General features: G+C 54.4%; 20 protein-coding genes. All 20 read right to left on the reverse strand.

Annotated features, from left to right (window positions below; genetic code table 11):
- Position 1: 1 nt before the first annotated feature.
- Positions 2-262 carry a hypothetical protein gene (locus ACVVH8_RS20780; RefSeq protein WP_475226047.1) on the reverse strand — a complete coding sequence of 87 codons (261 nt, stop codon included), beginning with the start codon at positions 260-262 and terminating at the stop codon, positions 2-4.
- Between the two features lie 3 nt (positions 263-265).
- Positions 266-469, reverse strand: coding sequence for a phage holin family protein (locus tag ACVVH8_RS20785; RefSeq protein ID WP_475226050.1), 204 nt, complete (start codon positions 467-469; stop codon positions 266-268).
- Positions 466-813, reverse strand: coding sequence for a hypothetical protein (locus ACVVH8_RS20790; protein ID WP_475226052.1), 348 nt, complete (start codon positions 811-813; stop codon positions 466-468). Before ACVVH8_RS20790 ends, ACVVH8_RS20785 begins: the two co-directional genes overlap by 4 nt.
- Before the next feature lie 10 nt (positions 814-823).
- The gene (locus ACVVH8_RS20795) at positions 824-2,518 is read right to left on the reverse strand and encodes a phage tail fiber domain-containing protein (RefSeq protein WP_475226055.1); all 1,695 of its coding nucleotides are present in this window, start codon (positions 2,516-2,518) and stop codon (positions 824-826) included.
- Positions 2,519-2,595: 77 nt separating this feature from the next.
- Positions 2,596-6,699: a transglycosylase SLT domain-containing protein gene (locus ACVVH8_RS20800; protein WP_475226058.1), complete on the reverse strand. Its 4,104-nt coding sequence runs from the start codon at positions 6,697-6,699 to the stop codon at positions 2,596-2,598.
- Positions 6,700-6,716: 17 nt separating this feature from the next.
- A complete protein-coding gene (locus ACVVH8_RS20805; RefSeq protein WP_475226060.1) occupies positions 6,717-8,921 on the reverse strand; it encodes a hypothetical protein in 2,205 nt (734 codons plus the stop codon).
- Positions 8,921-9,481 (reverse strand): virion core protein, T7 gp14 family, encoded by a 561-nt coding sequence (locus ACVVH8_RS20810; protein ID WP_475226062.1) that lies wholly within the window; start codon positions 9,479-9,481, stop codon positions 8,921-8,923. Before ACVVH8_RS20810 ends, ACVVH8_RS20805 begins: the two co-directional genes overlap by 1 nt.
- A 13-nt stretch (positions 9,482-9,494) precedes the next feature.
- Positions 9,495-9,848, reverse strand: a complete 354-nt coding sequence (locus ACVVH8_RS20815) for a phage protein Gp13 family protein (protein WP_475226065.1) — start codon at positions 9,846-9,848, stop codon at positions 9,495-9,497.
- 150 nt (positions 9,849-9,998) lie between these two features.
- Entirely contained in the window at positions 9,999-12,386 is a 2,388-nt protein-coding gene (locus ACVVH8_RS20820) for a phage nozzle protein (RefSeq protein WP_475226068.1), read from the reverse strand.
- A gap of 19 nt (positions 12,387-12,405) precedes the next feature.
- A complete protein-coding gene (locus ACVVH8_RS20825) occupies positions 12,406-12,984 on the reverse strand; it encodes a hypothetical protein (RefSeq protein ID WP_475226071.1) in 579 nt (192 codons plus the stop codon).
- An 80-nt stretch (positions 12,985-13,064) separates the two neighbouring features.
- A complete protein-coding gene (locus tag ACVVH8_RS20830; RefSeq protein ID WP_475231210.1) occupies positions 13,065-13,343 on the reverse strand; it encodes an Ig-like domain-containing protein in 279 nt (92 codons plus the stop codon).
- On the reverse strand, positions 13,322-14,350 hold the full coding sequence (locus tag ACVVH8_RS20835) for a major capsid protein (RefSeq protein WP_475226073.1): 1,029 nt from the start codon (positions 14,348-14,350) through the stop codon (positions 13,322-13,324). Before ACVVH8_RS20835 ends, ACVVH8_RS20830 begins: the two co-directional genes overlap by 22 nt.
- A 111-nt stretch (positions 14,351-14,461) precedes the next feature.
- A complete protein-coding gene (locus ACVVH8_RS20840; protein WP_475226076.1) occupies positions 14,462-15,373 on the reverse strand; it encodes a capsid assembly protein in 912 nt (303 codons plus the stop codon).
- Positions 15,374-15,469: 96 nt separating this feature from the next.
- A complete protein-coding gene (locus ACVVH8_RS20845; protein WP_475226078.1) occupies positions 15,470-17,095 on the reverse strand; it encodes a portal protein in 1,626 nt (541 codons plus the stop codon).
- Between the two features lie 10 nt (positions 17,096-17,105).
- Positions 17,106-17,402: a hypothetical protein gene (locus tag ACVVH8_RS20850; RefSeq protein ID WP_475226081.1), complete on the reverse strand. Its 297-nt coding sequence runs from the start codon at positions 17,400-17,402 to the stop codon at positions 17,106-17,108.
- A 9-nt stretch (positions 17,403-17,411) separates the two neighbouring features.
- Positions 17,412-17,690 carry a DUF5476 domain-containing protein gene (locus ACVVH8_RS20855; protein ID WP_475226084.1) on the reverse strand — a complete coding sequence of 93 codons (279 nt, stop codon included), beginning with the start codon at positions 17,688-17,690 and terminating at the stop codon, positions 17,412-17,414.
- A gap of 11 nt (positions 17,691-17,701) precedes the next feature.
- Positions 17,702-17,950: a phage protein gene (locus ACVVH8_RS20860; RefSeq protein WP_475226087.1), complete on the reverse strand. Its 249-nt coding sequence runs from the start codon at positions 17,948-17,950 to the stop codon at positions 17,702-17,704.
- A 145-nt stretch (positions 17,951-18,095) separates the two neighbouring features.
- On the reverse strand, positions 18,096-18,974 hold the full coding sequence (locus tag ACVVH8_RS20865; RefSeq protein ID WP_475226091.1) for a hypothetical protein: 879 nt from the start codon (positions 18,972-18,974) through the stop codon (positions 18,096-18,098).
- Positions 18,971-19,180 carry a hypothetical protein gene (locus ACVVH8_RS20870; protein WP_475226094.1) on the reverse strand — a complete coding sequence of 70 codons (210 nt, stop codon included), beginning with the start codon at positions 19,178-19,180 and terminating at the stop codon, positions 18,971-18,973. Before ACVVH8_RS20870 ends, ACVVH8_RS20865 begins: the two co-directional genes overlap by 4 nt.
- A complete protein-coding gene (locus ACVVH8_RS20875) occupies positions 19,180-19,503 on the reverse strand; it encodes a hypothetical protein (protein ID WP_475226096.1) in 324 nt (107 codons plus the stop codon). The genes ACVVH8_RS20870 and ACVVH8_RS20875 overlap by 1 nt, the downstream gene beginning before the upstream one ends.
- Positions 19,504-19,517 lie beyond the last annotated feature (14 nt).

A 19,517-nucleotide genomic window follows, 5' to 3' on the forward strand; every position in this document is an offset into this window, starting at 1 on the left:
CTTAGTGGTGGGTTTCGCCGGGACCGTAGAGTTCTTCGTCGGTCAACTCGGGGACTTCATTGAGTGCGGCTGCGAGGTCACCCAAAAGCGAGGCATCGGGTTGCAGCTTGGCGATGGTGAACTTGTGTCGTTCGAGGAACTTGCCGACAGCGTTGTACAGTTGAGGGGTTCGCTTCGCTTCGTCTTGAAGATCCTCTAAGAGGCTCTTTGCGGTCACCGTGTCGATGGCCGTTAGAAGCTGGCGAAGTACGTCTTCACTCATTGGTTACTCCTTGTTTTTGCGCTTCTCCTCCATGACGGTCCTGAAGACCATGACAACGGTTTGAGCGACTGTGTAAGTGATAAGAGCGACATAGAACCAGTCACTCAGGGAAAGGCCAGCAAAGCGACTTGCAACGTCAGCACCTGCGCCAGCGGCCACAGGGACGTACTTGACGACCCCATTTTGAAAGTCCATTTCAATGCTCATCCGGTCATCTCCTTGATTTGCAGTCGCAGGGATTTAGCCAAGGACATTTCGTCAGGCGTTGCGAGGCCCAAGAGAACATCCGGCATGAGCTTATCCAGCTCGGCTTGTAGGTCTTCAGGGGTCACCTCGGGTCTCACCCAAGGCCCCACTGGTTCAGCAGCGAGATGCTTGAAGATGTCTCGACCGTGCTCCTCTACGTCGCTGGGGCTTGCCGTGAAGGGCACGTCACCGAGAGCTTCAAAGGTAGCCGTGACATTGATTAGGGTCTGTTCGCGGTTAGCCCAGTGGGCCCCCGCAAGGGATAGCAGCGTGATGCCGTTATCCCAAGTGGTTGGAAATTTCATTGAGTCCTCCTTATGCAACACGAATCCAAACGGATACGCCTTGGTTATTCGCCCAGCCGAGCTGTCGCCATGTCCCCTCGGGGGCAGTGCCGGATACGTTGTTATGAGAAGAGAGGCGCAATTGCCCGCCGCTAAGCAATCCGTTTTGGCCCACGTTGGTGCCCGAAACGTTTTGAAGGAAGCAATAAGAGCCAATCTGGTTTGCCGAAAAGTATTCAGCGGAGCGCGCTCGGAAGCTGCCCAGAGAGATGAAGTTGTTGTTTACCCAGTTCGATAGCCAACCGCCCCAAACGCCACCGTAGAGGTTCCCGTCTGTAGCGAGGTAGGCCCCGCCATTTCCTGAGTGGACATTACCCGCCACGACAATATCGTTGGCTGTAATCCGTCCCGTGAAACCTGCTGACGGTGCCATAATGTGGCCGTTGTAGCCTGTGTTGCCCGCAGCGTAGAACACGACATGTTCGCGGCCTGCTAACTGGATGTGGTAGTTGCACGCATTGTCCATGTACAGAATGCCCCGATTAGATCCATCGGAGTGGTAATGCCAAGTATGGGTATTTGCCGTGGGGCTCGTCGCTTGGACGGCTATCAACCCCGAATTCGAACGAACAGCCCCGCCCGCAGTGAGCGTACTTGGGATATCCAGTGTCCCACCTGTGCCAAAGTTAGCGCGGAGTGTGTTCGACACGTCGTCAATTAGGAGCATCTGACGGGCCGCGTTTCGTGTCCAGCGCATGGTGTTCGTACCGTTTGCGGCGGTAAAGAACATATTGGCATCCCCATCGGAACGCACCGCGAAGGCGCCCCGAGCGCAGACCGCAGCCTTAAATTGAACCGCATTGTCCAAACTTATCGACTCAATGGTCCCCGCAAAGCTGTTTATGTTCCCAAGCTTGTCAGCCTCCGTTTTGGCACGGTCAGCCTGAGCCGTTGCGGTGCTCGCGGAACTTGCCGCCGCTCCTTGGCTTGCCGCCGCCGCTTGCCGCGAAACTTCAGAGGCGCTCGCGGAATTTGCCGAGTTGGTTGCCTGTTGTTGCGCCGCAACGAGGTTCTGGTAGGACTGCTCGTTGTTCGTGCGGGAAGCCTTATTCGAAGCCTCGGAAGCAGCCGCAGAGTTCGCAGAAGCAGCCGCAGAGTTCTGGGAGTTAACGGCAGATTGTTGGGACTGTAAGGCGCTTATCGCCGCCTGCCTGGCACTCTCTGCTGAGGCCAAAGCTTGGTTCAGTGCGGACCCTGCCCATGTCTTCTGTTGCCGCAAGTTCACGGCGTCACCATCAAGAACACCGTCAGCTAAATTCACGATCTTCCGGCCTCGTGCATCGAGGTCACCGTTGTTGTTCACGCCGATGGTGTCAGCGGTGAGGTCTCTCGCCTCCTCAGCAATGTGGAGAGACTGGACCTGAGACGTGTTCAAATCGTAAGCCCGCAGAATCGAGCCATCGCTAAAATCAACGAGGCGTTCGGTGGCAGATGTCACACGTCGAACTTCGATAAGGTCAAACCCTTGGGCGGGCCCCAGCGCGGCATTCGTCGTGATCATTTTGCGGGTTGAAAAACGGTAGTCCGTGTTGAGCGTCAGTACCTTTCGGGTAGCGCCGATCAATGTCACGACCACGAATTTTCTTGCGAGATACTCAAACGGAATAGGAAAGTCCTTCAAGGCCCCATTAAGGGGATACGTGAGGACGGTTTTAGGTGCGGCCATTAATACCTCCTTTCAGATAATAGAAAGCAGGACAAAGTGACCCCGTAAGGTTTCTGTCCTGCTTATAGTGGGTGGTTTTAACGAATCTCTACGCCCTGCCCTTCCATCATCATCAGCAACAACTTCTGGCTGACTGGATCGTTCGGCACGAGCCCACGAAGACCGTTGAAAATGCCTGTCATGTACTCTTGGTCAGCGCGCCGGGAATCCGTACCAGATGCCCCAAACGCGTTGTAGCCAACCTGCCCAGCACTGGAGAGAACCCCGTAAGCGGGAACCTGTTCAGCTAATCGACCGAGTACCGCTGTAGTTCGGTCGTCCTTCGTAGCGGTGTACTTCATGGCGCCTTGTGGGCGTTGCTCTTTAGGCCCTCGTGGGAGAATCGAGGAACGGACCATTGCGGCCTGATCGAATCCTAAAGGTGCCGCTACGATGTTCGCCAAGCCCAGAGGAGCGCCTATATGGGAACTACGCGAAACAGCCGCATAAGCCAACATATTGGGATCAAGGGATTGCTGTAGAAATTTCTCACGCTGGTCCTTAGGCATCCCGGAGGCTTGGCTGTACTTCATTGCGACATAGCCAGACATAGCCAAACCAGTCGAAAGGACGGCTTGCACAGTTTGGTCAATCGCTCGCCCATTTTTCGTCGCGTCGTAATAGCCACGGATGAGCCTGGAGTTGACTGAGCGCATCGTGAAGTTCTTGAACTGCATAGCCATCTTCACGCCAGCGCCATAGGCCTCAGTGTCCGTCGATGAGAACTTGTGAGGTCGGAGAATGGTTTCGTCAGCGATCTTATCGCCCATTCGCCACAGGTCCATTGTTCGGGGATCACGCTGGAAAGCTGCACGGTCGGTGACCTTATAGGACCCGTCAGGTTGCTTCTTAACGTAAGTCGAAATGAGGTCCTTCATCCCCGCGAACTGCTCAGGGGTTACAGACATAGACTTCAACCGCTCAGGTTCAAACAGCTTTGAGCTGCGGCCCGCTACAACGTGGTTAACGAAGTCCGACAAGACACCTTGCCGCCCAGCGTCAGCAATGTAGTTGGACGACTCAGTGAGGAACTTGGTGAACGGCGAACGCGCCGCCAATTCCTGAGTGCCGTACTTGATCGTGCCCACGATCTGAGCGAGCGTCGGGTTAGTTTCAGCATGGTCCCGAAGACGCTGGATGATGTCCTGCCGCGATGGGCGAATGTGGTTATCAAGCTCCCGCCCGAAGACCATCAGGTGCATGTCCTCAAGGTCGTTAGCTTTGATCTTGGAGCCCCATGTGGTCATGTCCTTCAGGAGTGGAACGCCCTTTAGAAGCATTCGGGTATGCCCCTTGGTCACCATTGCAGCAACCTCAGTGATGGACTGCACACCCATGTACGCGTTCTTCGCGAAGAAACTCATGTCTGTCAGGGAGCGAGCCGCAGTTGCAAGCGCGCCTTCAGGGACTCGACGTGCCCGCCCTGTCAGAATCTTTACGGACTCTTCGAGGGCCTTACGCTCGGATACCACAGGGGTTTTCACCTTAGTGATGTCGTGGAGGAGTTCCGCTGTGGTTCTCCCTGTAGCGCCCATGATCCCAATGTCACCATTAACACGGCGGTCATAGCTTGGAGTGATGCGCGATAGATCGAACTCACGAAGGTCATTAACGGCGAACTGAGAACCATCCGACAAAGGTACGGCCATGTCTGAATCAAACAGGTGGCGTCCTTCGAGGAAGTTGTTGGAGGCCAGTCCCATAGAACCGGGGATGCTTCCTTGGTCACTCAGGGATAGAAGGTTCGACGCATCGAAGTCTTCCGACTTAGCGACACCGAAAGCCTTCCGAGTGGCGTAGTCCTCTACCAGCTCATCCAAGATTTCTTCACGAAGCTTCACGGCGTCCACCGGCACCGGAGGCTTCTTACCGACCGGCTTGGGCATCCGCACCTTCAGCTCTTTCTCAACAGCAGCCTTCAGGTAGTTATCGACACGAGATTTGACATGGGGACGAGCCGCATAGCTGGCCAACCACGATTCCTTAATGGCGTTCTGAAGGCCGTCCTGACCGCCAAACTTTTGAAGGTGAAGGTTCTTGGCGGCGCTCGAATAAATGTTAGGAATGTAGGAACCAGCATGACGCGTCTCGGGCAACACAGGGCGAGCCTTGCGGTTGCCAAACTGAGCCGGTGCGGCCAGATAGTCACCCTTGAGATCGTAGTGGCTCTTAACGGTGTCCATAAGCTTTCGCTCGCCTGCTGTGAGTTGAGTCAGCTTGTTACCCGACACCTCCTCAATAGCCTCAGCGACACGGCGAAATGCACGCTCAATGTGAGCCTGACGGCCTCCATCGGTCATCGCATAGCTCGGGTCTTTAATGGCCTCCAAGACCTCTTCCGACATCTTGTTGTAGGTCACATGGTCCTGACCTTGGATGCGCTCAATGATGTCCGACGCGGTTGCCCCGAATTTCCCGTTAGATCCGGTGACGGTCCCTGTAGGCGAGCGGAACAACTGACTACCAATCGCCAAGACTTCCGGGCTTTCCGAGCGATTGAGCGTGTAGCCGATCTCTGTAAAGCCACCCATCGAAACACCTTTAGCGGCACGGTCAGGCATGACCTCAGCGGCCTCAGCCAGTAGCTTTGGATTGAGCGGGTTAGTGGCCGACAGAATGGAACCATCTTGTAAGCGGACAGCGCCCGGTTCATGGGGGTGTTCCACGTAGTTCACACCAAACGCTTCTTTCGGCTCCTCACCGGCCAGCCATGGGAACCGTGAAGGATCTTCCTGACCCAACTGACGGGCTGTCTCGCGGGCCTCCAAGCGCATGCTCTGAGCTGCAAAATCGTTAAAGTCAGGCTCCATCTCAGGATGCAGACTAACGCGTTCGTTCGGTAAAGCAGACTCGCCATGCCGCGCAAGAATCGCTTCAAGATCCCCGTCAGCCATCTCAGGACGTGGGGCACTTTTAGACGCGGCTCTAAAAGCTTTATCAAAGAGAACTGTAGCGCCTGCACCAAATAGGGCCCCACCAACCAATGCGGTTCCATAGTGGCCCTCAATACCCGTCATGTTTTCTCGAAGACGCTCAGACGCCACGGCGGCAGCGCCTGAATACATTGCACCTTGCGCAACACGGGAGATGAGACGGAGACCTGAAGTCCCAGGCAGCGGCACGTAGGTCATTGGGTCGAGGCCAGCTCCTGCAAACCCGCTCACAATTTGCGAGCCCGTACCTGTCGCGTAGATGCGCCGCTCGTACTCCATGTTTTCCTTTGCCATGGCGATGGCGCTTGGCAGATTGGCCCGATTGCCTTTGGCGTAGTCCTGCACGAAGCTGAAGTATTGAGGATCTACACCTTCCTTGCGGATCGTGTCGTAATCCTCAGCGGTCCACTGAGAGTTGTCTGTAGAGCTAACCCATTCGAGCGGGTCATGATCTTCCTGTGTGGCATAGCGGAAAATCGAGGCCATTGGAGAAGTCGCCAGTGCGGCAGCAGTAGCATCACCCAAGCCCTCAAAGGTGTCCTTATCGGGCTTCCCAATGTGGTCTTTGAGCGTGATGTAATCCTGTTGCGTTTGCGGCGCTGTACCACCATCAAGATTCATGTTCCCCAGTTGGGGCAGGTTTTCACCTACACGAACCTTCGAGGTTGCCGCCACACCCTGAGTTGCTTCCTCAAAGGTGACGGCTTGAGCCTTTGGGTTGATGCCGGGATTGGTCACCTCCTGCGCATCGAACCACTGACGAGATGGCGAATCACCGGAAACGTCCAGCAGCTTGCGCATGTAGTTCTGCCCTTCTGGACTGATCTTCGTGAAGTCACCTGTGTCCAGCGCAGCCAATTGCGGAGAACCTAAACGGCCCTGACCTTGGTTGTAGGCCAATGCGGTTTTCAGCAAGTCGCCCTTATAGGCACCACTGAGGTCTTTGAGGTGACGTGCAATTGCGGGGACTGCTTTCTGCGGGTCCATACGATCTTCAGGAGTCATCAAACCGTAGGCTTTACCGGTCAGCTCTGTGAACTGTCCGAGACCCAAAGGGCCTTTAGGAGATTTGGCGGTTGGCTCAAAGCTGGATTCGTTAAAAATCAGCTTATGCATGAAGTCGAAGGGGATGTTGTTGCGGTCAGCTTCTTGTCGAATCAGGCTGTCATATGGCGTGCCTTTGGCCTTCACCGATGCGTAATCAGTCATTCGTTTCTCCTATTAGGTCATTGTTTGCGGGCTCCTCCGAGGATGTAACGCTCGTGGATTTCTTGAGTTTTCTGAGCGGCCTCAACGTTCTTATCGAAGAGTGCTTGCTGCTGCTGGGCTGCACGGTCGCGTGCAAGGTTTCCGAGAGCCTCCTTGCTGAGCCGGAGACGGCGCCCGGTGAGTGACTGAATGATGATGTTCCCTTGGGTTGAAGTAACCGTGAGGCCACCAGCCCCCCAATCGGCATCCTTCTTGAGACCCTGCATCGTTTCGTCAACGATGGACTTGCCGGTCTCCCATGAGTTGACATCGTTGACGTCAGTCATAAGGTCCCGCTTACTCACCATCCCGTGGAAGCTCGTTGAATCGGTCCAGCCGCCTGAATCTGTGAAGGACACAGCGGTCTTCGAGAGATAATCAGAGACGGCCTTTGCGGCGTTGGGAGAATCCCCTGATCGAAAATTCATAGCGTTGTAGACCTGACGTGCTTGGGCCTCAAATTGATTCGGGAGGTACTTCAGCTCCTTATAGCCGCTGTCGTTCTTCACCGAAGCCCAATCGAGGTCCCGCGCTTTCTGTTCGTCTTGACTAATTCCCCTCTTCGACTTTTCGTCATCAATGAGAATCTGCGGGTCAATCCCTGACTCAGCGGAATAACGAAGCTTCTCAAGAAGCCCAGCTTGATCGGGGAAGAGCTGAGCGATGGTTGAAGGGTCTTGCTGATAGGCGGCTTGAAGCTCCTTCAGGCGGGGCATTTCTTGGGTCGGCTCAGGGTTGAGCAAAGCGCCCTGCCACTCCCGCGAGGCGTCTGTAAGGAGCGCCCTGAAGTTCTCTTGAAAGGGTCCCTTGTCGTAATCCGCTCGCAGCAAAGCCGTCTTCATCTCGGACTTATTCGACTCAGGAATGTCCATGGCGTTGATCTGATTCAGCTTGTTGGCCGCATAGGTCGCCATGTCGCTTTCTTTGAATTCGCCTGTGCTGTCATTCACTGGGAGAAACTTAGGGGAAACCGCCACGTTCTCTTTTGCCATCCGACGCGAATAGGCGTCATCAATGACAGCTTGCCGGTTGTCTGCCTGAGCCGACTGCTGCAACTTGAGGAGCCCTGCTTGAGATTGCTGGGAAACCTTGGCGATCATCTGAGCTTTGGCAGCGATGAGTTTCTGCCGTTGCGGCGTCATCTGCTCACCTGTCTGAATCCAGTCGTTGCCCTGCTCAAGCTTATTTAGTTTCTGCCAGCCGCTTGCAGGGTCTGCATCACTCACAGCGTTAGCCAGGCCAAGCTCAAACGTTTCGTTACGCTTGGAGTTCCGAGTGTATGCAGATGTCGCGGCCTTCATCTTCAGGTTGTCCAGCATCTCAGGACCCAACAAGTCCGCCACGCGGCGTTGCCCGCCGTAAACGTTGAGGGTTTTGTCTCCGAGATTGTCCAGAAGCGTCACACCGCCCTCTTTGTCCACGGCGGCAGAAGCCACACGTTGGAGCGCTTGGACCGCATGGCCATCGCTCGGGAAGATGCCTGTCTTCAGTCCGTTGTTGAAGTAGCTCGTGAAGTGGTCCGCCGATGCCGGATTACTGAGGGTCTTCGGGTCATCAAGCATCGGTTGAAGGTCAGCTTGCGTTTCAAGGACCGCCTGCGTTTCAAGGTTTTTCGAGAGGTATTGTGAGTGCAGGTCGTAGACGGCAGCGTTGCGCCTTGTGATGTCCGCGTTGAAACCTTGCTGATACGTGGTGTCATTTGGATCAATGCCCGCCATCTCCGCATAGCTTTTCGCCTTCTGCTCCATGCGGGCTTGACGCCATTCGTCCAGCTCCTGACGGGATCGGAATGACCCTTTCTGGATTTCCGTCTGGACCTCGTTATCCACCTCATAGGCAGCATTACGGCCAGACTTTAGGCGCAGTTGCTGCATTGCGTCCGGGTCATCTGCGTAGAGCAAAGTACCCTCTCCGATAGCTTGACGGCGCTGCTCGGGAGTCAGCTTGCGGATAATCTCGTTAGAGCGTTCGTCCGCCTGTGCCTGTCGCTTTTCTGCGTAAGTGCCGTAGGCCCCCGCACCTGCCTTCACGAAGTTCCGCATGGCATCGCCAAGAGAGTTGTCCGTGGTCTCTGCCTTGATACGAGCCGCTTGGTAACCTGCCCCTTGCCCAGCTTTGAAACCTTGACGGCCACCTGTGGACTGAGCGGATTGGTTTAGCGCTTTTGCAATCTCATTGGCCATCATTTACCTCCTTTAACGTTCTTCGCTGTATTAGCCGAGGTCATGCTTTCGCCAGCCGCGTAGCCAGCACCGCCAGCCGACACGATGTTGAGAGCGTTCGCGATGTTGTTCACCTTGTATTTATTACCGCCCAGACCACGTACAGCGGCCTTGGAATTCTCGGAGCTGCCCACGCGATTCGCGAAGATGGCTTGATAGTCGCGTGTGTAGTTGTCCGTGATGTTCATCTTCTGAGCGGACGCGTCATTTGCCACTGAGTTCTTCAGGCGGTCCATCGAGTTGCCTGCAAGGCCAGACTCACCGACGGCCGTGTTAATAGTCCCTTGGTTCCGCATGGCCTGTAGATTGACCTCCGTGAGCTGGCGCCGGGCCTCATCGTTCTTATCTACAGTGGCAAGCTTTTGATCGTTCTCGGCGAAGTTTGCTTGCTTGACGATTTCGTTCTGTTGCTTGCGCTCGTTGTCGGTCATCTGACCCTTGGCCTTGGCCCCTTCAGATGCACTCATAGCTGCACCTGCGACGGCTACGATAGCCATGCCGATGCTTACGGGTTCGCACATGGGGCGATTCCTCCTATAGCCAGAATTGTTTAAACGCAAATCCGGCAGGTGACATAAAGAGACCCTCATCGAAAGAGGCCCCCAACTTTGTCAGCAGTCGGATATGCGCGTGGTTGTCTACTGAAACCCAGTTTGTTTTAGGGCTTGGTGAGCGGCGCTTGACCCACTCCAAGTTGTCTTTGAGTAACCGATAGAACTGGAAGCGCTCGGCTTTGGTCAGCATGTGAACCACGTTCGTGGTGACAAACCAGATACCCAAATTTGTATGGCCTCCCACGGCGAGAACCAGAGAGCCAACAACGATGGCCTGAGCGTTCTCATCAAGAGCCGCTGGTAAGACATCGCGTGGGTTTCTTCCAGTTTTCATGCAGTGAAATTCTTGGAGGTCCGACGCGCATAGGTCGTCAGCAGCGGCCTTCAAGTGAGCCTCCGTGGCCTTGATTAGGTGCATAGCGTTTTAAATCCTCCGCATGAGTCATAGTTATAGTGGGGGGTTTTGACGTCCCCACCAGTTGACTCACACGCCGCTTGAGCGCCTCAGATAGTTACCTTCCCAGCCACACCCGATAATGTTCAGAGGGACCGGCGAGTAAGACGAAACGGTGACCCGCTGTGCCTTGGCGTTGCCTGTTACGGGGAATTTGTATTGGCCTGTCCCAAGAGTCAGCTCACCCATCATCACCTCAGTTCCGAGGCGCCCTCCTGCCATCACATAGACGTACTCAGTTGAGCCGTTATTGACGTTGATTTCGAAGGCGCCCGAGGTGTCGTAATTGACCCATGCACGGCGAAGCTGAAGGCGCCCGATGTCCTCCGTCGAGGTTGTTCCGTCGTCGGCCGTTTGCTTGATGAGGAACTTGGAAAACTCATATTGGAAGCCGTATTCACGACCAATAACGAACGTCGTGCCCATCCGATTTCCAACGAATTTGATACGGTCGTCCACGTTCCAGTTGGCTGACTCGTGCCGCTCAAGAACTCCTTGAGGGTCCAGCGTATAGAACACAGAGGCCGAGTCAGGCACGCCGCCATATACAGCACTCAAGCTCACATAGGATTCATTGAGGTCCTCGTTGTAACTCGATGGAGCCATCAGCTTTTTCATGTCCATGTAGGCGCGATAAGGCTCCTGCACGTAATCCACGGTGTCGGCTGTGAACTCAATGCGCTCCAGGCACAAGCCGACTCCCAGACGCTCATTAAGCAGGTACATGTAGGACCCAATGCAGTCAGCCGCGAGGACTCGGTTATTCAGTCCGAATTCCCAGTGGGACCACGACTGCTGTACCAGTTCTTCTTTCAGATAAAGGAATTTGTAGATGTAGACCTGATTCTCGGCATGGTCAGAAAGCAGCGAAACGAAGTTCTCCGTACCCGAACCGTGAATGTGGTAGATGGTGTTCTGCAAGTAGCTCGGAACGTGCGCCGAGACATCCTCAGCGGACTTAACGTCGCTCACGTCCTGCACTGCGTAGTAACGCTTCAGACTCGTATAGCTGGCCCGAGGCGCTGCAAAATAGACCCCCCGACCGATCCCGAAAGGGCGCGCGCCGTCGCTCACGTCGAACTCTGTAGTGAGGTCCAATTGAATTGTCTTGCTCGAAAGGATGCCCTGAGAAGACAACACGAACTGAGCTTGGTCGGACCACAGCAACAACTGCTCAGAGAATGGTACGGCGTACTTGAGGATACTTACCCGGTTGTGGCTGATCGCTACGTCAATCGGATCGTCATCACTGATCGCGCTCACAGACGCAGGGAAGAAATTGAAATACTTGGAGGTCCGGGACATCACCACGTTTTCCCCTGAGAGAAAGCCGAGGCGGTTCCGAAAGAAGAAGATGTCGTTGATCTTGTCCCCGATAAAGGACGGCATAGGGTTCGTGTTGTCGTCCCCACAGGTCCGTTCGGCCCATGTCAGAGGCGTCCAATCAAACTGGCCATCAGCGGCCCGAACGAGGGCATGCGGCATTGATGTAGGCTCGATCCCGGTGATGATCCCCGGTTTGACTGTCTCCCGCCACACCAGACCAGCCGCGTCGTAGCGGACCCAATAGTTGTCCCCAGAGCGTGAAGCCTCTCCCGTTACCTCCACCAAATACCCATCGGCACATTGCGCTGGAAGCTTCGAGAATGTCTGTACTTGGTAAACGAAAGAGTTAAGAAGCTGATTGGCATAACCGTCTTCGGTGGCAATGGTTCTAATCGTGTCATTCCATGGAGCGGTCAGCATGATCCAGCCTTGACCGGCTTGCGCATACCAGCCGGAAGGCCCGAGTTGTGTATTGATCTGGTTCGCGAACTGAGCGGCAATCCAGCCAGCGTCTGTCTGTTCTACCTGCGGCGGATTGGTCGCAGTTGCGTCGCCAATTGGCATCTTCAAGGTGAACACCGCGCCACCGTTCAAGATGATCTTCAGGGTGCGCCCGTACTGACCACCTCGCACGTTGATGATGCAGCGTCCATTCAAGCGTGGGTATCCGGCTTGTGTCAGTGTGGATTGCATCGCGGTGACCCTGCTGCGGTTCGTGACAAACGTGTAGTCGGCTACAGTGATAAGCCGTAGGTCAGTGCGCGGGTTTGCGCAATTTGCGTAACCGTTGTATCCCCGGACTGCGTAGGAGTTACCTTTAAGGTCAACCACGGCGACACCTTGCCCTGTAAACACCATGTAGTACTGCTCGGCGCTATCCCGATTAACAAGGTGAATAAGAGGCTTTGCGCCATACATGCCTACACCACCCAACCGTTTCACAAAAGTCGTCGGAGAGCGCTTTTGAAGTCCTTCAGTTTCTGAGGACCAACCATTGATTTGTGCTTCGCCCTGATTACTGAAACGAAGAATGTCCGGTTGTTGTGAAATACCTCCTTTGAGGTTTTTAACTGATTGCGAAACAAGACCCATAGGACCCTCCTTGGTTTAATTAACGGGAGATTCGGCCACCGGTCCATGCATCACCATCGAGCATGTTGTAGTTACCGTAATCAAGTTCGTATTCTTGGCACTCGGCCCACGCAGTCTCTTCTTGCTCCTGCAAGGAACCTTCAATTTCGCCAGCCCCGAAGAACCGGATATTGAAACGTCGTGATGCCTTGGCGACGATGTAAGAACGGAAACACTCAGGCATCTCTTGGTATTCCCGAAGACGCACAAGAGTTACTGTTACTGGCTGAGTAAATACGTCTGTCTTGGCCGTGCGGTCGTAGAGAAACCCACCACGATTTGAATAGGTCCCGGTAGTTATCTTGAGGTAATCAGTTTGGTAGTTAATAAGACCCGAAAAACTATCAGGAACAAGCGAAGCATCCTCTTCGAGATTGAAGGCCCATCCTTTTGATTGGACTTCACGATTCACTTGATTGAGCAAACGACGGCAATTAGCCACGTCAGCATTAGGGTCGCCTTCAAGGGAACTTACAGGGGACTCACCAATAGAGGCGAGCATGTCATTAACGGCCTGTAGTTCCTGATCGGACTCAATGCTGGATTCAAAGTCTGCCATTAGGCCTCCATTAAATTGGGTGAATAGAAAGCAAAAAACCCCTCGCCCCATAAAGAAACGGGATGAGGGGTTTTAAGTGGTTATGGAGCTGGGACAGTCACTGCACATGTCTTGGCAAAAGAACCATCGACAGTTGTGGCGGTGACAGTAGAAGTTCCTTGTGCAACGGCCGTAACTACTCCCGCAGAACTCACAGTCGCCACAGCGGTATTGCTGGACGTCCATGTAACGGAGGTATTAGTGGCCTCAGCAGGCGCAACAGTAGCGGTCAGCGTCTTAGTGTTTCCGATTTGGAGACTCATAGTTGCTTGGCTGAGTGTTACGCCAGTTACTGAGGTCAGGCCGCTGTGAAAACCAATGCGCCCGCAGCTTCCATACGAAGGCCACCGTGACCCATTGCGTAGCGACCGATGATTTGGTCCGCTTGGTACTCAGGACGGCGCGCACGCTCCAGAGCCATATCACGCAGTTTCACTGTACCCACGGCAGAACGGTGGTTGAACAGCCCCACTACGTTGTCCAAGGCCACACGGACATCACCAGTAGCAGTCGCAGGAAAGGCGTGCTTACGGTTAGTACCAGCGAGGTCATCACCAGCACCGCCAGCGGTCAAGTGCGGAACTTCGATTACTTCAAAGCCCATAACGTTCTTGATGTTGCCAGTTTCAGGATCAGTCAGCGCCGAGAAGTTCGCAGCGTTCGGCAACAGAGCAGCCAGAACCGCGCTGTAGTTCTCAGGAGTCGTGTAGAACTTACGATCAGTCGAGGGCACATAATTACGGGTCAACTTACCGCGAGCAGTAGTAAGACCTTTCAGAATCGCTTTACCCATCGCTTCCGCATCAGCTTCAAGTGCAGCCTTTGTGCCGATTGGCAGAACAGTCGCAGTACCCAGACCGGCAATGTTTTCGTTTGCAGCGGCTGGCATGTTGCACAGCTTTGCCATCTCGGCCAGAACAGCACCGTCAGCAGCAATCGCCAGAGCCTCGCCAAGTTGCGCAGAGTATTCAGCTCGAACATCGTAGTGGACCATCGCATCTTCGATGTCGTAAATCAATACATCGGAAGCCAACAAGCCATCAATCTGAATAACTTTCTCAGAGTGTTTGATTTCACCACGCTTGTCATCCAAGCTCTCACCGGCTGCGAGGTAGTAACCCGCAGTTCGGCCCATTACTGGGAAAGAGGCGGACTTGCCGTTTTGGATGGTACGAACCATGTGTTTGTCCATGGTTACAGCACGACGCATGAAAGCAGTCAGAACTTCACCACCGAAAACTTTCAGAAAGTTAGCAAGCTTGTCGGCATCGGTTTGACCCTTACCTTGGTTCTTGCCGATTTGTTGACCACCTTGTGCGTTTGCCATGTAATAGTTCTCCTTATGCAGTTATCTCCGGGCACAGGAAAACCTCAGACGGAATGTCCGAAAGTATCTTCCTGTTATAGTGGGGGTTTTTAAATTCGGGGTCGCTAAGCGTTACCAGTTAGCGTTATGAACTTTCGCTTCAACTTCAGCGGTATATGCTTTATCACGGCCGTAGCGTTTATCGCTCATTGCCTTCACCATCTCGTTTTGAGACTCGAAGCCCTGAACTTTGGCCGGAGTAGTGCGACCGGCTGGAACAGCACCACGGCGGTTTAAAGTCCGCTCAGGCTGCTTACCGAACTTCTTGGTTTGGCTTGCCATTCCCAGATTGATAACGGTTCGCACGGTGTTCAGGTCTTGGCGCTCCATGGCGTCATAAAGAGCATCCATAGAGTTCGGGGAGTTTGCTTTGAGGTGCGCAACGACTCGGTCAAATTGTTCCTTGCCGCCTGCATAACCAACGATCTTCGTGATGTAAGCCTCGGCGACGGCTTCTTGACCTTGGAGGAAAGAATTGACGAAGCCAGCCGAATAGCCAGCCTTGGCGAGCTGCGCGTAGGAGTCATCCGAGAGGTGACCATCAGCTTCGTATTCTGCTTCGATGCGGGAAGCTACAGCTTCAGGAAGACCGGCCTTGATGGCCTGATTGCGCATCTCATCAAAGCCCGAGGCGTAATCGTCAAGCTGCTGAGAGGCTTTGGTCAGCTCTTCATCAGGCTCACCGAGAGGTTTGAATTCTTCGCCCTCGCCGACATCCTCCAGGTCACTTTCAGATTCGTCGTTGTCAGCCTCTTCGTCCTGATTGGTTTCCCCTTCCTGCTCTTCGTTTGGGAGGTCAGCAGGGTCCACAAGGTCAATCGAGGCATCACCGTCGCGAGTCGCAACGTTCAGCTCAAGCATGTTCTGCTCGTGTTCAGCGGGGTCACTGGACGACATCACGGCGCTATTTACGCCAAAGGATGCATAGACGTCGGCGGATTGGTAAACGTGGCCGATAGCCAAGGCCAGCATGTTGAGTCGCATAGAGTCTCCTTTCTGAATTGAAATGAGCAGGCACACGGAGTCGTCTCAGCTATTCGCTAAGGTTCCGTGTGGGCCTGCTTTTAGTGGGTGTTTCTGTCAGGCGGCGATTGGGCCTGCTTGTACGCCAGCGGTATCCATTGCCGCTTGCATGTTCTCGGGGCTTGCAGTGGCCTGAGCGGCAGCACCTGCACCAAGTCCAGCAGCAGCGGCTTGACCGCCCTGAGCGACCATCGCTTCGGCCTGCTTCTTGGCCTTGTCGGCATCGGTGAGCAGTAGCCCAGCGGTGTCCATACCAATGGCGTTCGCAAGGCGAATCTTCAGGTTGCTCATGTTGATATCCGGGTCTTGCATCAGTGGTGCAATCGCTTGCAGACCATTGAAGAACTGGGTCAACTTATCGAGGTCTTGCCCACGGCCCAGTGCTTCCAAGCCAGTGCTTACAGTCGGCTCAACGGCTTCCTTGGGCATGTCTGGAATCTGAGAGGTGGCTTGAAGCTGATTGAGCAGGATGCGTACAAGGGGTAATTGCAGCTCCTGCGAAAGGATCGAGTAGACACCGCCAAGGGTGTCCTCAAGCTCGCTCGCCACGTACCGAATTTCTTCAGCAGTCACACGTTCACCCGACCGCTGCACGGCTGAGTTCAACATGAAGACGTAGGCAAGGCGCCCTTCGATTGCATCAGCCACGGACTTAGCGACTGAGAAGTCTGCTGTCTTTTCGAGCTGAAGGAATTCGATGTCCTGCTTACGGCCTGCAACGAAGTCGCCTGTCTGTGCTTTGGTCAGTCGACGTACTTGGGTCATCCCGTTAGGGTTCACTAAGCCAACCACCTTCGAGGCGATCATGGAAAACTTAATCATCGACTCATGGAGGTTCTCAAGGGACGTCAAGTCGCCTATGTATTCCTCACAGTGCGAGCGGCCATAGTTCTCACCGTCGCGCTTGGTCCACCGTACCGCGATCCACGGAACAGCATCTGGCGGATATTGCCCGTCAGTGCCCTCCACTTCCTCACCGTCCACTTCCTGATAACTCAGAAAATCCCCGGACTCATCGTCAAGGTAAACGTGGGTGTAGACCTCAACTTGTTCATCCGGCTTCTTGTCACCCCCGTCGCTGATTGAGTTGCGCACGTCCTCAGGGAGAGCGGCGAAAGCCACCTTGTCCAGTGTGATTATCTGCAAGACGTTCCCGAAGGAATCTCGCTGCACCACGTAGGAGCTGAGGGGGTAAAGCTTCATCGGGTTGTATCCCGTTGAGCTGGCATCAGGTTGCGGTAGGTGTAGGCATCCATTGCCGGCAAGGGCCAACTGTCGGATCAGCTCAAAGAGCGTCACTCGGTAGCTGTTAGCCTCCATGAAGGACATCATGATTCGCTCAACCATGCCTAAGCCTTGGTCTACAATCGCGAGCTGTTCTGGGTCCGTGACCAACTGCTTGGCCTGCCACTCAGACACCTTCAGCTTCATCCAGCTTTGCAGCGGGAACAGGGCGAGCATCACCTTGGCGGACAGGTTGTTTAAGCCACGCGCACCCACTGCCTGCCACGGAGTCGTGTAGTCAGTTGAGGCGTTGTCAGAGGATTTAGGAAACAGCGAGGGGATTGTTACTTTTGCGCAGTTTTCAGCGCGGGTCTCGTAGGGAACACGGTCATTCTTTAGGCGGTCGTAGACTGCTTTAGCCGATTCCTCTCCAAGCCCTGTTCGAGCCGTTGAGGCCATTTAGACCTCCTTAGATGTTCAGACCGGTCCCCGAGCTGCGAGCGACTGAAAGACCACGCTTTCCCTTGGCCTTAGCGGCGCGTTTTGCTGCTTCGCTGTCACTGTCCTCGTCGGTAGTGGTGTCCTCTTTCGGGGCTTCGACCTGAGCGGCTGCGCTGGCTGGAGGTGGTGCGTTCACCGGGGCGGCTACAGGTGCGGCCTCTTTCGGCTTTTCATCCTTGTCACCACCCAGCACGCCCAACGGGTCACCCCCAGCCTTGCTAATGACCTTCGTTACTTTCTTGAATGCTTTCTTAAAGAAACCCATAGGTCCTCCTTACATTTTTCGTTTGATGGCGCGCTTAACGGACGCGTTTTGTGTCTTTTTCTTAGGGGTGATTCCGGTATCCACAGCGACCGATGCCGACTGCGTACCCTCACCCTGTTCTTCCTTCTTGATCTTCAGATCCTTAAGGCCGTCTGTGGTATCCGAGCCATCGCTATTACTGTCGTCACCAAACTCAACGCCTTTCGGGGCGTCCTCCATTACGGGAGCAGGTGCGGCGATGGTCTGGGGATTAACTTTTGGCTGTTTTGCTTTGCTGCTGAAGCACATGAGGCCTCCTATCAGTCGTCATCGGTTGGCGTGTTCCGCTGCTCCTGCATCAGCTCCACGATTTCTGTAGCCGCGTTGAGACCATCGATGAATCCGAGAATGTGGTTTTCAGAGAAACCAGCCTTACGGAGATCGTCGATAGCACCAGTTCGGATTAGATAGGCAGCGTTACAGCGGACTTTGAGGTATTGCGCAGAAGCGTTCGGGATATCAGGAATGTTTTCAGGATCACTGATTACCGCTTGAATATCGTTTAACAATCACACCTCCAATTAATGGAGACGAAGAGGTCCCTTACGGAGAAGAAACTTTCAGTCTCCAATGGTTATAGTGGGGGGTTTTAAAGCTACGGCCAGACGACAGCAGCGACGAGAATGCTCAACGTAATTAGCGAGCAGATACCCTTTACGGCTTCCAAAGGATTGGGCTCTTTGCCTCGTAGTCCCAGTCGGACCAGCGAAGAATGCGAGCGACTTGGGCCTGCTGCAATAGCTCAGCCTCGGACATGCCTTTAGAAGCAGCCAGCGAGACCATGCAGTCCCACAGCGTCTCCTCCTCGGTAGGCTCTCGGGATGTCCAATAAGCGACTTCCTGCCCCTTCCGTGGGCCCGATTTCATTACCTTCGTAGTTTCAAAGCAGAACCGTGGAGCCTCCAAGAATTTCTCAGCCTCCACAGGACCAATCCCCGGAATCCCGGTGTACCCGTCAGTCGTATCACCGATCAGGGTTTGGTACATGTGATAACGGTCGGCAGTCTCGAGGGTGTTCCTGACGACCTTGTTAGGGGTCAGCCACATGAACATTCCGGGAACTGTGTTGAAGTCTTTATCACAGCTCGCGGAGACCACAACGGTGCAGTCAGCAAGACCGGGATTGGTCATCAAGATCCCGCAAACGTCGTCCCCTTCAACGCCATCCCACCGATACGAGCGGTCGCCGTAATACTGCATGCAGGACTCAACGAAGGCCGGGTATCCCACAGGCTTACGCTTGCCTTTGCGATTTGCTTTGTAGGTCTCAAGGACCTCCTTACGGAAGTTGTTATCGCCCGAAATGATGCACAACGGCACCAACTCAAACGGCTTCTTGTTCTTCTTGCGGATGTCCGCTTCGATATCCGCGAGGATCGACTTAATGGTCCCACCAAGAATGTCCCGAGCTTTCGCGTGGTCACACTCAAGGGTCCAAATGTCGTTCCCCCAGTCCATCTCAGTTTCACTTGCGGACATCGCGGAGAAGATCAGGAAGTCCATGTCGAGCGCTACGCCGATACGAGCGGTCATACAGCACCTCCGTGTTTCTTGAGGAACAGTTGACCGGCAGTGGTCAGCGACCAAACGCCCATGTTGCGGCCATCAGTAGACACACAAGAAATATGGCCTCGGGAGGCAGCTTCGGAGACCCCGTGAGCGTTCTTGCGGTAGAAGTCAGATTGAAACGTACGGGCTTCCTTTTTGATGGCGTAAAGCATCCGAATGTATTCACCCATCAGGCCACCACTTGGGTGCGTACTGGGGACATGCGGGTGACGAAAAGATTTTTCAGAGAGCCTTGCAGTTCTTCCTTAACGGCGTTCTTGAAAGATTCTTTCAGCAGGAAAACGCACATTTCTTCATCAGGCAGGTACAGCATGAGTTCGACCAGCCGCAAACCCGCTCGGGCCAGCGCCGCTTTCTTCGCGTCCTTACTTGCGGACAGCAGTTTGAGGCTACCGAGTTGGTCGTGAAGGCCTTCGCGAATGTCCAAAATGTCCTGAGTGGAAAGCACAGCGCGAGTGTTGAAGGTGTGGTGCAGATTCAGTGTGATAGCCATATGGCCTCCTTTTA

The sequence above is a fragment of the Pseudomonas trutticola BRTCR10 genome (genome assembly GCF_056155105.1).

Bases quoted from the DNA above. Each gene is read 5' to 3' on its own strand.
- ACVVH8_RS20780 (WP_475226047.1), bottom strand. From the start codon at position 262: ATGAGTGAAGACGTACTTCGCCAGCTTCTAACGGCCATCGACACGGTG.
- ACVVH8_RS20785 (WP_475226050.1), bottom strand. From the start codon at position 469: ATGAGCATTGAAATGGACTTTCAAAATGGGGTCGTCAAGTACGTCCCT.
- ACVVH8_RS20790 (WP_475226052.1), bottom strand. From the start codon at position 813: ATGAAATTTCCAACCACTTGGGATAACGGCATCACGCTGCTATCCCTT.
- ACVVH8_RS20795 (WP_475226055.1), bottom strand. From the start codon at position 2,518: ATGGCCGCACCTAAAACCGTCCTCACGTATCCCCTTAATGGGGCCTTG.
- ACVVH8_RS20800 (WP_475226058.1), bottom strand. From the start codon at position 6,699: ATGACTGATTACGCATCGGTGAAGGCCAAAGGCACGCCATATGACAGC.
- ACVVH8_RS20805 (WP_475226060.1), bottom strand. From the start codon at position 8,921: ATGGCCAATGAGATTGCAAAAGCGCTAAACCAATCCGCTCAGTCCACA.
- ACVVH8_RS20810 (WP_475226062.1), bottom strand. From the start codon at position 9,481: ATGTGCGAACCCGTAAGCATCGGCATGGCTATCGTAGCCGTCGCAGGT.
- ACVVH8_RS20815 (WP_475226065.1), bottom strand. From the start codon at position 9,848: ATGAAAACTGGAAGAAACCCACGCGATGTCTTACCAGCGGCTCTTGAT.
- ACVVH8_RS20820 (WP_475226068.1), bottom strand. From the start codon at position 12,386: ATGGGTCTTGTTTCGCAATCAGTTAAAAACCTCAAAGGAGGTATTTCA.
- ACVVH8_RS20825 (WP_475226071.1), bottom strand. From the start codon at position 12,984: ATGGCAGACTTTGAATCCAGCATTGAGTCCGATCAGGAACTACAGGCC.
- ACVVH8_RS20835 (WP_475226073.1), bottom strand. From the start codon at position 14,350: ATGGCAAACGCACAAGGTGGTCAACAAATCGGCAAGAACCAAGGTAAG.
- ACVVH8_RS20840 (WP_475226076.1), bottom strand. From the start codon at position 15,373: ATGCGACTCAACATGCTGGCCTTGGCTATCGGCCACGTTTACCAATCC.
- ACVVH8_RS20845 (WP_475226078.1), bottom strand. From the start codon at position 17,095: ATGGCCTCAACGGCTCGAACAGGGCTTGGAGAGGAATCGGCTAAAGCA.
- ACVVH8_RS20850 (WP_475226081.1), bottom strand. From the start codon at position 17,402: ATGGGTTTCTTTAAGAAAGCATTCAAGAAAGTAACGAAGGTCATTAGC.
- ACVVH8_RS20855 (WP_475226084.1), bottom strand. From the start codon at position 17,690: ATGTGCTTCAGCAGCAAAGCAAAACAGCCAAAAGTTAATCCCCAGACC.
- ACVVH8_RS20865 (WP_475226091.1), bottom strand. From the start codon at position 18,974: ATGACCGCTCGTATCGGCGTAGCGCTCGACATGGACTTCCTGATCTTC.
- ACVVH8_RS20870 (WP_475226094.1), bottom strand. From the start codon at position 19,180: ATGGGTGAATACATTCGGATGCTTTACGCCATCAAAAAGGAAGCCCGT.
- ACVVH8_RS20875 (WP_475226096.1), bottom strand. From the start codon at position 19,503: ATGGCTATCACACTGAATCTGCACCACACCTTCAACACTCGCGCTGTG.